This window comes from Gilliamella sp. wkB308, from assembly GCF_001690185.1.
Classification (GTDB): Bacteria; Pseudomonadota; Gammaproteobacteria; order Enterobacterales; family Orbaceae; genus Gilliamella; species Gilliamella apicola_I.
The window spans coordinates 41,556-54,961 of sequence record NZ_LZGN01000007.1 but is presented as its reverse complement, the minus strand read 5'-3'; the positions used below and the strand labels follow the sequence as shown (position 1 = coordinate 54,961).

Annotated in this window: 12 protein-coding genes and 1 pseudogene; 10 read left to right on the top strand and 3 right to left on the bottom strand. The window is 36.3% G+C overall.

Features of this window, described 5'->3' with window-relative positions:
• Positions 1-529 precede the first annotated feature (529 nt).
• A pseudogene (locus A9G10_RS01215) lies at positions 530-2,698 on the bottom strand (Tex family protein); the annotation flags it as partial.
• Between the two features lie 44 nt (positions 2,699-2,742).
• On the opposite strand from A9G10_RS01215, the gene greB reads away from it, so the two are divergent.
• The 3 genes from greB (at position 2,743) to A9G10_RS01200 (ending at position 5,038) form a co-directional block, all read left to right on the top strand.
• Positions 2,743-3,225, top strand: coding sequence for a transcription elongation factor GreB (greB, locus tag A9G10_RS01210; RefSeq protein ID WP_065557881.1), 483 nt, complete (start codon positions 2,743-2,745; stop codon positions 3,223-3,225).
• A gap of 31 nt (positions 3,226-3,256) precedes the next feature.
• On the top strand, positions 3,257-3,832 hold the full coding sequence (locus tag A9G10_RS01205; RefSeq protein ID WP_065557880.1) for a hypothetical protein: 576 nt from the start codon (positions 3,257-3,259) through the stop codon (positions 3,830-3,832).
• A gap of 96 nt (positions 3,833-3,928) precedes the next feature.
• Positions 3,929-5,038: a YcbX family protein gene (locus A9G10_RS01200; protein WP_065557879.1), complete on the top strand. Its 1,110-nt coding sequence runs from the start codon at positions 3,929-3,931 to the stop codon at positions 5,036-5,038.
• Positions 5,039-5,395: 357 nt separating this feature from the next.
• Here the strand turns inward: A9G10_RS01200 and A9G10_RS01195 are convergent, their stop codons facing one another.
• The gene (locus A9G10_RS01195) at positions 5,396-5,965 is read right to left on the bottom strand and encodes a cell division protein ZapC (protein WP_065557878.1); all 570 of its coding nucleotides are present in this window, start codon (positions 5,963-5,965) and stop codon (positions 5,396-5,398) included.
• A gap of 310 nt (positions 5,966-6,275) precedes the next feature.
• Complete coding sequence (gene ilvC, locus A9G10_RS01190) at positions 6,276-7,754, bottom strand: ketol-acid reductoisomerase (RefSeq protein ID WP_065557877.1); 1,479 nt, start codon at positions 7,752-7,754, stop codon at positions 6,276-6,278.
• A 126-nt stretch (positions 7,755-7,880) separates the two neighbouring features.
• Here ilvC and A9G10_RS01185 point away from each other — a divergent pair, with 126 nt between their 5' ends.
• From A9G10_RS01185 to ruvC, 7 genes are all read left to right on the top strand, one after another.
• Positions 7,881-8,168, top strand: a complete 288-nt coding sequence (locus A9G10_RS01185) for a YhdT family protein (RefSeq protein ID WP_257006705.1) — start codon at positions 7,881-7,883, stop codon at positions 8,166-8,168.
• Between the two features lie 7 nt (positions 8,169-8,175).
• Complete coding sequence (gene panF, locus A9G10_RS01180; protein ID WP_065557876.1) at positions 8,176-9,627, top strand: sodium/pantothenate symporter; 1,452 nt, start codon at positions 8,176-8,178, stop codon at positions 9,625-9,627.
• Positions 9,602-10,468 carry a 50S ribosomal protein L11 methyltransferase gene (gene prmA, locus A9G10_RS01175; protein ID WP_065557875.1) on the top strand — a complete coding sequence of 289 codons (867 nt, stop codon included), beginning with the start codon at positions 9,602-9,604 and terminating at the stop codon, positions 10,466-10,468. The genes panF and prmA overlap by 26 nt, the downstream gene beginning before the upstream one ends.
• Before the next feature lie 36 nt (positions 10,469-10,504).
• A complete protein-coding gene (dusB, locus tag A9G10_RS01170; RefSeq protein ID WP_065557874.1) occupies positions 10,505-11,512 on the top strand; it encodes a tRNA dihydrouridine synthase DusB in 1,008 nt (335 codons plus the stop codon).
• Between the two features lie 7 nt (positions 11,513-11,519).
• Positions 11,520-11,816, top strand: coding sequence for a DNA-binding transcriptional regulator Fis (gene fis / locus A9G10_RS01165; protein ID WP_025315996.1), 297 nt, complete (start codon positions 11,520-11,522; stop codon positions 11,814-11,816).
• 182 nt (positions 11,817-11,998) lie between these two features.
• Entirely contained in the window at positions 11,999-12,742 is a 744-nt protein-coding gene (locus A9G10_RS01160; RefSeq protein WP_065557873.1) for a YebC/PmpR family DNA-binding transcriptional regulator, read from the top strand.
• Positions 12,742-13,230 carry a crossover junction endodeoxyribonuclease RuvC gene (gene ruvC, locus A9G10_RS01155; RefSeq protein ID WP_065557872.1) on the top strand — a complete coding sequence of 163 codons (489 nt, stop codon included), beginning with the start codon at positions 12,742-12,744 and terminating at the stop codon, positions 13,228-13,230. The genes A9G10_RS01160 and ruvC overlap by 1 nt, the downstream gene beginning before the upstream one ends.
• Positions 13,231-13,406 lie beyond the last annotated feature (176 nt).

The window sequence follows — 13,406 nt, the reverse complement described above, 5'->3', positions numbered from 1 at the left end:
ACAGTGCAATATTCTAATATTGTTAATGACTCTTTTTAAGAATATCAAATTAAGGAATGCCATATAGTAGATCAAGTTAAACCAGTTTAATTACACAAACAACTTGATTAATTATCGATAATTAATCTTGCAAGATAACAAATAACTGAATTAATTTTGTATAGTATATAATAATATGAGTAATATGGAATAACTAAATATTGATTTATCATTATTTAATGGCTGTCAAAAGCATATTAGTTGAAAAACACGCAAGCAACCTAAGTTGATCTAGCTAACATTTTTATCATTGCATATCTAATCAGCAATTTGATTAACATGTCATGAAATAAAGATTAAAAAAGAAGGCATAAGCCCTCTTTATTGTTTTACAGATCAAATATTAAGTCCGCTATTTTCCTTTTTTGAAAGCAGCGGCAAACGCATTACCCATTGCACTATTAGTTACAGGCGTTGAATGTATACTTTTGGCAGAGCTAGTCGATTTATTGATTCTCGGTTTAGCACCTTCAGATTTTGGCATTGTTGGATCATCAAGTCGCATCGATAAAGCAATACGTTTGCGAGCAATATCGACTTCCATCACTTTAACTTTCACAATATCACCGGCTTTAACCACCGTTCTTGGATCTTCAACAAATTTATCCGATAAGGCTGATATATGCACTAACCCATCTTGGTGTACACCAATGTCAACAAATGCACCAAAATTAGTCACATTTGTTACCGCACCTTCCATGACCATGCCCACTTTCAAATCTTCCATAGTTTCGATATTATCGGCAAATTGAGCTGTTTTAAATTCAGGCCGTGGATCGCGTCCGGGTTTATCCAGTTCTTTGATAATATCGGTCACAGTTGGCACACCAAAATGGTCATCAACATAATCGACTGCTTTGAGTGAGTTCAAATATTTCGAGTCACCTAAAATCTCTTTTAATGATTTATGATTTTTATCTAAAATGCGTTCCACAACCGGATAAGCCTCGGGGTGAACGGCAGATGCATCAAGTGGATTGTCGCCATCCATAATACGCAAAAACCCAGCACATTGTTCATAGGCTTTAGGACCTAAACGTGAAACTTTTAGTAATTGCTTACGATTAGAAAATTGTCCATTTTCGTTACGCCAATTAACAATATTTTGTGCAATAACTTTATTTAGTCCCGCTATGCGAGCTAATAACATCATCGATGCCGTATTTAAATTTACGCCAACGGCATTTACCCCATCTTCCACAACAGCATCGAGTTTTTTAGCGAGCTGAGTTTGGCTAACATCATGTTGATACTGACCAACACCAATTGATTTTGGATCAATTTTTACAAGTTCAGCTAATGGATCTTGTAGTCGGCGAGCAATCGATACCGCACCACGTATTGATACATCCAAATCAGGAAATTCTTGAGCGGCTAGCTCGGACGCAGAATAGACCGAGGCGCCCGCTTCACTCACAATGACTTTTTGACCTTTAACCTCTGGATATTTTTTTTGTACATCAAGATAAAAACGTTCGGTTTCACGCGATGCTGTGCCATTACCAATCGCCACCAATTCAACTTGGTATTTAATACATAGTGCCGCAACAATCATTGCAGCCTTATCCGCTTGCCCAGTATGTGGATAAATCGTTTCGGTGGCAACTAATTTACCGGTTGCGTCAACAACAGCGATTTTTACCCCTGTTCGTAACCCGGGATCCATTCCCATAGTGACTTTCATCCCTGCCGGCGCAGCCATTAACATATCATGCAAATTAGCAGCAAACACATTGATCGCTTCTTCTTCCGCCTGCTCACGTAATGTGGTCATCAGTTCGGTTTCCATGTGCATTAAAATCTTAATGCGCCATGTCCAATTGATGACAGCCTTACGCCATTTGTCTGCGAGTTGATCGTTAAAATGAATGCCTAAATGCTCAGTAATAATTTGCTCGCAATAGCTTTCTTTTGGCGTTTCTTCAAATTGCGGATCGGCGTTAAGTGAAAGTTGTAAAAAGCCTTCATTTCGTCCTCTAAACATCGCTAAAGCTCGATGAGAAGGCACTTTTGAAATGAGTTCGCTTTGCGCAAAATAATCACGAAATTTTGCCCCTTCTTCCTCTTTACCTGTAACAACTTGCGAAACTAAATGCGCATTATTCCATAGATAATGGCGCACTTTAGCCAGTAATGCCGCATCTTCGGCAAATCGTTCCATTAGGATGTATCGTGCCCCATCCAATGCAGATTTGGTATCGGCAATTCCTTTTTCAGAATTTAAGAATTTTTCCGCTTCGCTATCAGGATCAAGTGTTGGATTATCCCATAACACATCGGCTAGGGGTTCAAGTCCTGCTTCAATAGCAATTTGTCCCCGTGTACGGCGTTTAGGTTTATAGGGTAGATAGAGATCTTCAAGTTCGGTTTTACTGAGTGTTTGGGTAATTTTTTGACTCAGTTCTGGGGTGAGTTTTCCTTGTTCTTCAATTGACTTTAATATCGTTTGTTTACGATCTTCAAGTTCTCGCAAATAACCTAACCGACTATCTAAAGTTCGTAATTGGGTATCATCTAACCCGCCGGTCACTTCTTTACGATAACGCGCTATAAAAGGAACAGTGCTTCCTTCATCTAATAATTGAATAGCAGCTAAAACTTGTTCTGGTTTAACTGTCAATTCACCCGCTATAATATGGCTTATTTGATTATTTATCATGATATCTCTGTATATCTCGTCGATTAACGGAATGTAAACTTATTATGCAAAAAGCTAATTATATAACAAGAGAGGGCTACTTGGCACTCGATCGTGAATTGAAATATTTATGGAAAGAAGAAAGACCTCGTGTTACTCAAGCTGTTTCTGATGCGGCAGCCCTTGGCGATCGTAGTGAAAATGCAGAATATATTTATGGAAAACGACGATTGCGTGAAATTGACAGACGAGTACGATTTTTAACAAAACGCCTAGAAATATTAACGATTGTCGATCCTGACCCAAGGCAAGAAGGCAAAGTTTTTTTTGGTGCTTGGGTCAAACTGGAAGATGAATCAGGTCACATACAAATTTACCGCGTTGTAGGAGCCGATGAATTTGATCCTAAAAAAAATTGGATTTCTATTAATAGTCCTGTTGCCAGAGCGTTAATTGGTCATAAAGTTGACGATGAAATATCAGTAATGACACCCAGTGGTAAAACTTATTTTTTTATCCTAGAAATTAGCTATACTGCAATGACATAATATTTTAATAATTTAATCATAAAGGAAGTAGATGATTGGTATGAAAAGAAGTAAAATTTTGTTTTTTCAATGCGTACTTTTTTTAATCCTATTACTGATAATAATTTCTTATTATTTTGTTCAACCTAATGATACAAAAACGTTATTATCAAATAATGAATTGACTTTAGAATTTGATCATGTTGAATTTGCCAAACTAAATCCTCTTTTTACTATAATGGATAAAGATGGATTTTATTTGCAATCAGACGATGAATTCGATCCAATTAGCTTCTATAATGAGAATTCTAAGCAATATTATTCATTTAATGGATCGGGTCTAAAAAGTTTTAAATTCAAAAGTAAGACACCTATTAACGGTCATTACTATCCTGATTTTTCTGTTATCATTTTACCATTTGATTCTAAAAATGAAGCTGAAAAATATAGTAAACTATTGCAGAAACAACTTTTTTGTAATCGTACTATTGACGAATGTGAATTGATGAAAACACCTTATACATTAATCACTAATGGGCATTTCGTTTTTATACTTAATACCAGAGCCGAAATGTTTAGAGGGTATATAGAAAAATATGCTAAAGTTCTACAAGATCTCCCTATGTAGTCAATCGATTATTTATAGACGTACTATCTACTGCCTATAAATTACGATGAATTCAGTTTACAATTAAGATCACGTTTACTCATCATTTAATTTATTATGATCACTGTCAGCCAATTATTTATCTATCCGATTAAATCGCTTGCCGGTATTCCCCTCAATATATCGGAGGTCGTTAAAGGAGGATTCAAATATGATCGTGTATTGATGATTAGTGAACCCGATGGAACATTTATCACTGCAAGACAATTTCCTGAGCTTTTAAAACTAAAAACAGCTATTGTTAACAACAGTATTGTTGTTTCAACGTTAAATAACGAATCAATTGCGATTCAATTTGATGAATTTATTGAAACTAATGAACCAACCGAGGTTTGGGGTAACCATTTTACCTCTCATATTGCACCAATCAGACTAAACCAATTTTTTAGTCACATTCTTCAAAAAAATGTGCAACTGCGTTGGATTGGCACTAATTTGACAAGACGAACAAAACGATATCCTCAAACACCGGTGAGCTTTGCAGATGGCTATCCTTATCTACTATTAAATGAAGCATCATTCAATCATTTACAACAAAGATGCTCGGAAAAACTCGATATTCAGCAGTTTCGAAGCAATATCATCATTCAAGGTGCCCTTCCTTTTGCCGAAGATGGCTGGAAAACAATCAAAATTGGCGATGTCATTTTTGATATCGTTAAACCGTGTAGTCGCTGTGTACTTACTACTTTTAATATTAATACAGCAAAGCCGTTAGCAAATAATGAACCACTTAATACGCTCCGCCATTTTCGTACTGATGAACAAGGGGAAATAGATTTTGGTATGAATATGATAGCTCGCAATGTCGGATCAATATCAATTGATGATCCTGTTGAGATAATCGAAAGGCAACCGGCCAAAAAGTATATTAAATCTTTTCCCGAAAATAATCAGTTTAACCACAAACAGTGTAATATTACTTTTGAGAACAATACAATTAAAGGAAATCAGCAACAGACTATTTTAGAACAATTGGAACAGCATAATATTACTATCCCTTATTCATGCAGAGTTGGAATTTGTGGAAAATGTGCAGTGGTATTAAAAGAAGGAAAAGTGAATCCTCTTACTCAATCAGCAATAAAACGTAACCACCATATTTTAGCTTGTAGTTGCATACCTGAGGGTGATATCAACATTGAATTAATAAAAAAACCCCAATAATCGTCGGTTATAGTATCCTGATTTATCAATAATAAATCGTTAATTATTGATTAGAATGGTTGATTGACACTTAATAAATTATCACACCCTCTAAGATAACAAGTTAGCCAGCCAATCAATACGCTAATAATGTAATGTGGCTTCATTTTAAAACCGTTGATGCTAAATGCTGTCCTTTAAAACATTTGTATTTAGTTTTAAAGCATTCAACTGCGATACAGTCACGAAAAGCCGTTTAAGTCATCGATTAAACAACTTAATGCATTGCCTGCTTCACAAATTGTTGTAAATAACAAAATCAACAAATCGAAATGAAGTCTTACTGACATGACAATAGTCAGATTGGAATGGAATTATTTACGAAATGGCTTCTAACTTAAGGTCTGTCAACGAACTCTCATCCATAACATTTTTTTGGATTGGTGCGAGTCTATCATTCATTACCTTAATTGCTTCAGAAAAATAAAATGTTTTATTCATTGCCACAAATGTAGGTTGAGCAATAATACACAGTGAAGCATTTTCACCCGCTTCAACAACTAATAAAAAAACCCGTTGTTCGCCCTCTTGCATGCTGACTTCAACTATGTCCGCTAATTTAGGGCGATATAGCTTAGGTTGTTGGCAAAAATACCAACTTTTTGGCATTTGAGGTTTAATGAAATTAGCCGCAACAATGGCATTAATGGATAATTCAATTTTTTGCGAGTCAGTTAATGCCAATATTTGACAACTATCATAAAATTGATAATAGGATGTTGCATCACTCACTGAAAATGGAAATTCCCTAAAAACATCAGGAATTAACATTTTACTTGAATAACATGAACGAAATAACATATCGTTTGATACTTCTAGCATCAAACTATCATATTGATTATCAAAATACCAACGCCAACAATCTGTCGGTCGAAAAGCAATTTTCATTGATATGTTATCCCTCCATAAAATTAAAAAATTGCATAAAAGATAACATAATTTAGGTAAAAAATAAATAAAAAAGTAAAATAAAATTTATTTAATTATATAATTTTTAAAAATTTTAGTGATCCATTATCAAGATCAAAAGGATCTAAGTTAGATCCTTTTGATCCTATTTTCGATCCTTTAAGATCACATCAAATTTAATACTAAAATTTAACTTAAACAAACCCGCTATTTTTTCTAACATTTATCCATAAAAAAAGGTGCAATTAAGCACCTTTTTGCGACCAAGCCAATTTGGCTAATTTATTGATTAACTAGCAACATTGATACGTTTCATATCAGTCATATAGCTTCTTAATTTACGGCCAATAATCTCAATTGGATGATGACGAATTTCATCATTTACATCTCGTAATTGCGCATTATCAACGCTACCTTCTGGGATCGCTTTACCAAGATCCCCTGATTGTAACATTGGCATAAATTTTTCTTTTAATAATGGGATCGCTGCATTAGCGAAAAGATAATTACCATATTCAGCAGTATCAGATATCACCACATTCATTTCGTATAAACGCTTACGGGCAATCGTATTGGCGATTAAAGGAAGCTCATGTAAGGATTCATAATAAGCAGACTCAGCTAAAATGCCAGATTCAAGCATAGTTTCAAAAGCAAGTTCAACCCCTGCTTTTACCATAGCAACCATGACGACACCCTGATCAAAATAGGCTTGTTCATCAATTTTACCTTGGTATTCAGCGGCTTTTTCAAAGGCTGTTTCACCGGTTTCTTTACGCCATTTTAATAAGTTTGCATCATCATTTGCCCAGTCTTTCATCATGGTTGCTGAAAACTCACCCGAAATAATATCATCCATATGTTTACGATAAAGATCGGTCATGATCACTTTTAATTCTTTTGCTAATGCATTAGCACGTAGCTTAGCCGGATTCGACAAGCGATCCATCATTAAGGTAATACCACCTTGTTTCAATGCTTCGGTAATAGTTTCCCAACCAAATTGTAATAATTTACATGCATAAGCCGGATCAACACCATCAGCCACAAGTTTATCAAAACAAAGTAATGACCCTGTTTGCAGCATACCGCAAAGGATCGTTTGTTCTCCCATAAGATCAGATTTAACTTCAGCAACAAATGATGACTGTAAAACACCAGCACGATGTCCACCGGTAGCCGCCGCCCATGCTTTAGCAATAGCTAAACCTTCACCTTTAGGATCATTTTCAGGGTGCACAGCGATCAAAGTCGGAACACCAAATCCTCGTTTATACTCTTCACGTACTTCGGTACCCGGACACTTCGGTGCTACCATGACAACTGTGATATCAGGACGAATTTTTTCGCCAACTTCAACAATATTAAAACCATGAGAATAACCTAAAGCGGCTCCCTGTTTCATCAATGGTTGTACTGCTTTTACTACCGCTGAGTGTTGTTTGTCAGGTGTTAGATTAATCACTAAATCTGCAGTAGGAATTAACTCTTCATAACTGCCTACTTTAAATCCATTTTCAGTTGCTTTTTTCCATGAAGGACGCTTTTCTGCAATCGCTTCTTTACGTAAAGCATAGGCGATATCAAGTCCTGAATCTCGCATATTTAAACCTTGATTCAAACCTTGTGCACCGCATCCTACTATTACAATTTTTTTGCCTTTTAGAAAATCGGCTTCTGATGCAAATTCATCACGAGCCATAAAACGGCATTGACCAAGTTGGTGTAATTTTTCACGTAAATTCAGGGTATTAAAATAGTTTGACATTGGGATCTCCATTAATTTATTTGTCATAATCGAATTGTCCAACACTATAGCCGAATTTAATTGTTGCGAAAATTGATATATTTAAAAAATCATATTGCATAAAATGCAATATACTTGCTAAATGTAATGCTTTCTTTTACTCTAAGCCACTATTTAATTATTGATAAATTATTCAATATGGATACACGATATAAGCAAGCAAATAAAGAAGCTAAGCTTTCACTGTTATTAACAATTATTTATCTTCTTGGCTGGATTGTTTGTGCTTACGGCGCTGACGATAAAACTGGCTTTTTGGGTCTTCCATTATGGTTTGAATTATCCTGCATTATGGTACCTGTCGGGTTTATTTTATTATGCTGGATCGTTGTAAAATTTCATTTCAAAAACATCTCATTAGAACAAACTAAGTGATCAAACAATGCATTTAGATATTATATTACCACTAGTCATCTATCTTATTTTTGTGTTTGCTTTATCTATCTATGCTTATGTTAAACGCAAAAAAGTCAATCAATTTACCGATTACTTTATTGGTAATCGAACAATGGGGGGATTTTTGCTCGCCATGACACTGGCTGCAACTTACATCAGTGCCAGCTCGTTTATAGGGGGGCCAGGTGCTGCTTATAAATACGGACTAGGCTGGGTATTGCTGTCTATGATTCAAGTCCCTACTGTCTTGCTATCTCTGGGAATTTTGGGTAAAAAATTTGCCATTTTAGCGCGCAAGTATAATGCTATCACATTAAGTGATATGCTCTATGCTCATTATAAAAGTAAAACCATTGTCTGGTTTGCCAGTATAGCTTTAGTGGTTGCTTTTGTCGGTGCAATGACTGTCCAGTTTGTCGGCGGTGCCCGTTTATTAGAATCTTCAGTAGGCATACCTTATAAAGTTGGTCTACTTATTTTCGGTATTGGTACAGTGATATATACCGCATTTGGTGGATTTCGAGCAAGTATCTTAAACGATGCTTTCCAAGGTTTAGTGATGATCATTGGCTCAATATTACTTTTAACCGCCATTATTTATGCTGGTGGTGGATTAACAGCTATTGTTGAACGTTTAAAAGAAATCGATCCTGCGTTATTAACCCCACAAGGTCCTGGCAATTTTATGGACTTTCCATTTATGGCATCATTCTGGATTTTAGTCTGTTTTGGTGTGGTTGGTTTACCGCATACAGCAGTACGTTGTATGGCTTATAAAGACAGTAAAGCGGTACATCGAGGCATCATTATCGGTACAATCGTTGTCACCGTTATTATGTTAACTATGCACCTTTCTGGCGCACTTGGGCGAGCAATTATTGATGATTTAACCATTCCCGATCAAATTGTCCCAACTTTAATTATTAAGGTGATGTCGCCACTTGCAGCGGGCATCTTTTTAGCTGCGCCTTTGGCTGCGATTATGTCAACCATTAACGCGCAACTGTTACAAGTCTCTTCAGTAATTATAAAAGATCTATTTTTAAGCATAAAACCTGAAACAAAATGCAGTGACAAAACCTTAACGCGAATATCCGTTATCATTACCTTTATTTTTGGCGCATTGCTCATTTTAGCAGCTTGGAATCCACCAGATATGATAATTTGGTTAAATTTACTTGCTTTTGGTGGGCTGGAAGCGGTATTTTTATGGCCTTTGGTACTTGGCTTATATTGGAAGAAAGCTAATGCAACTGGCGCATTATGTTCAATGTTTGCAGGAGCCATTAGTTATACCTTTTTAGCCGCTTATGACATTAAAATTTATTCTTTCCATCCAATTGTTCCTTCATTAATTATTGGATTGGTTGTTTTTATCATCGCCAATATATTTGGTAACTTAAGGAAAAATTATGCCTTGGATTCAACTCAAAATTAATACAACAAATGATCTTGCTGAACCAATAAGTGAGCTTTTGGAAGAATCAGGGGCGTTATCTGTTACATTTCAAGATACCTATGATACGCCTGTGTATGAACCCTTACCCGGTGAAACAAAACTTTGGGGTAATACAGATGTAATTGGGCTTTACGATGCTCAAACTGATTTAGATGAATTGAAAGCAATATTAAATCTTGATCAATATTCTTATAAATTCGAACAATTAGAAGATAAAGATTGGGAACGTGAGTGGATGGACAATTTTCATCCTATGCAATTTGGTCAACGCTTATGGATTTGTCCAAGTTGGCGCCCAGTTCCCGATCCTAGTGCAATCAATGTGATGTTAGATCCTGGCTTAGCTTTTGGAACAGGTACCCACCCTACCACTGCGTTATGTCTTAAATGGCTTGATAGTTTGGACTTAAAAAATAAATTAGTGATTGATTATGGTTGTGGCTCTGGAATTTTGGCGATTGCTGCGCTAAAACTGGGTGCAAAACGTGTCATCGGCATTGACATTGATCCTCAAGCTATTCAAGCTAGCCGAGATAATGCAGAACGTAACAATGTAAGTCATGACATTGAACTTTATTTAACTAAAGATATTCCTGATAATTTACAAGCTGATGTTTTAGTCGCCAACATTTTAGCTGGACCATTAAAAGAGCTCGAGCCGAATATCAGTAGTCTGATTAAAAAAGATGGATTACTAGGATTATCAGGTATTTTAACCTCTCAATCTCAAAGCGTCTGTACCGCTTACCAACCCCATTTTGACCTTGATCCTGTCGCTGAGCAAGAAGAATGGTGTCGAATTACTGGCAAAAAAAAGTAAAAAAATGACATTACCCCCTTTTAAGTTCGAGAAAAAATGCGTAATATAGCCGACCTTAAATTACTAAGCATTGGTAAGGTCACATTAAGAAATAATTTAATCGCCGCACCAATGGCAGGAATTAGTGACAGACCATTTCGAAATTTATGCTACCAGTTTGGTGCTGGTATGACTATTTCAGAGATGTTTTTAGCTAATTCAGATGTTTGGCAAACAGATAAATCTGCATTAAGAATGGTCTCAACGCAAGATTTAGGCATTCGCGCAGTACAAATAGTTGGCGCCGATCCTGACGAAATGGCTAAAGCGGCAGAATTTAATGCCAAACATGGGGCTGAGTTAATTGACATTAACATGGGATGCCCTGCAAAAAAGGTTAATAAAAAATTGGCAGGTTCTGCTTTAATGCAGTACCCGCAATTAATTGAACAGATTTTGCAAAAAGTTGTTGGTGCTGTTGATGTGCCAGTAACATTAAAAATGCGGACTGGATGGGATAAAAATCATAGAAATTGCATTGAAATCGCACAAATTGCGCAGGATTGTGGCGTAAAGGCGATTACTATTCACGGGCGCACCCGTGAATGTCTATTTAAGGGTGTAGCTGAATATGAATCAATTAAAGCAGTGAAAAAAAAGGTATCCATTCCCGTCATTGCTAATGGTGATATTTGTACCCCTGAACAGGCAAAAGATGTTTTTCAATATACGCAAGCTGATGCTATAATGATCGGCCGAGCGGCACAAGGGCGACCTTGGATATTTGAAGAAATTGCATTCTATTTAACACATGGAAAGTTACAAAAAGAAAAGACAGTTGATGAGGTTGAACAAATCGTTTTTACGCACCTTGAAGAGCTTTATCAATTTTACGGAGAATACAAAGGATTACGGATTGCCAGAAAGCATGTAAATTGGTATACCAAGAATTATGCTGATAGCGATCATTTTAGGCGCTTATTTAGTGTACTTAGCACCACAAGTGAGCAAGCTAGAACACTAAAAGCATTTTTTAGTCAAATTAGAAACAACAAAAAGAGTTAAGAATACTATGTCAGAACAACGCGTTACAGCTGCAGCACTAAAATTTACAACTGTAAACTCTCAAGACCAAATAACACAAAAACCTTTGCGAGATTCTGTCAAGCAAGCTTTAAAAAACTATTTATCACAACTTAATGGTGAAGATCCTAATGATCTATATGAATTAGTGTTAGCTGAAGTTGAACACCCATTCCTTGATATGGTTATGCAATATACACGTGGTAATCAAACTCGAGCGGCTAATATGCTCGGTATTAACCGTGGTACACTACGTAAAAAATTAAAACAATATGGAATGAGCTAATCGAACTGTTATTGATAAGCTTATTACATGCAAAAAAAGCACCTGTTTATTAGGTGCTTTTTTGTTTTTATAACAATAAAAAATCATACGGATTAAAAATCAATACACATATTGATAATGAATTTTAAACAAATGTTTGTTAAAATACGCTGATTTTTAAATTATCTAATCTGGAGAATTCTATGGCAGGTCATAGTAAGTGGGCCAATACCAAACATCGTAAAGCGGCGCAAGATGCTAAACGTGGTAAAATTTTTACTAAAATTATTCGAGAACTTGTAACGGCAGCCAAACTAGGTGGTGGCGATCCAGCGTCAAATCCTCGTTTACGTGCAGCAATGGATAAAGCACTATCAAATAATATGACACGCGATACCATGAATCGTGCTATTGCGCGTGGTGTAGGTGGTGAAGATGATAGTGATATGGAAACCATCATCTACGAAGGTTATGGTCCTGCAGGTACTGCCGTCATGGTTGAATGCCTAAGTGATAACCGTAATCGTACCGTATCAGAAGTACGTCACGCTTTCACCAAAACTGGGGGTAATTTAGGTACTGACGGTTCTGTATCCTACTTATTTACCAAAAAAGGCGTTATTTCTTATCCTACGGGTACAGATGAAGACAAAGTAATGGATGCAGCTTTAGAAGCTGGAGCTGATGATGTTGTCACTTATGATGATGGTGCAATTGATGTCTTTACCACCCCAGAATCATTTGGTGAAGTAAAAGATGCACTTGATGCAGCAGGTTTAGTTGCTGAATCAGCTGAAGTCTCAATGATTCCTGCGACCAAAGTGGATCTTGATATTGATTCTGCACCAAAATTATTACGTTTGATCGACATGCTTGAAGATTGTGATGATGTTCAAGAAGTATACCATAACGGTGAAGTTTCGGACGAAGTTGCTGCCGCACTTTAATGTCTATCATTCTTGGCATAGATCCTGGTTCTCGTTTGACGGGTTACGGTGTAATTCGTCAAACAGGACGACAATTAACCTATCTTGGTAGTGGTTGTATTCGTACAGCCGTCGATGATTTACCAACTCGATTAAAACGCATTTATGCAGGCGTTAGCGAAATCATCTTACAATTCCAACCGGATATGTTCGCTATCGAACAAGTCTTTATGGCACGTAATGCCGATTCAGCTTTAAAGTTAGGGCAAGCTAGAGGCTCAGCTATAGTTGCTGCAGTCAACAACGATTTACCTGTTTTTGAATATGCGGCTCGTTTAGTAAAACAAAGTGTAGTAGGCACAGGGGCAGCCGATAAAAAGCAAGTTCAACATATGGTCAAACTTTTGTTAAAATTACCTGCCAGTCCACAAGCTGATGCTGCTGATGCATTAGCTATCGCAATTACTCATGCCCATATGAGTCGACATCTAGTCAAATCTATTAAATAATCTTAATTATCCTACATTGCCCTTGCAAAATAGTACAATCAGCTAACTTAAATAATAACCTCATGCACCTAGATATCAATAGTAAACCGACAATGCTATTCAATCCTTGGATCAATTTTTTACCTTGTTATTTACAATGAGATCATATTTTGATGAGGATAAGATTAAAAACTCAA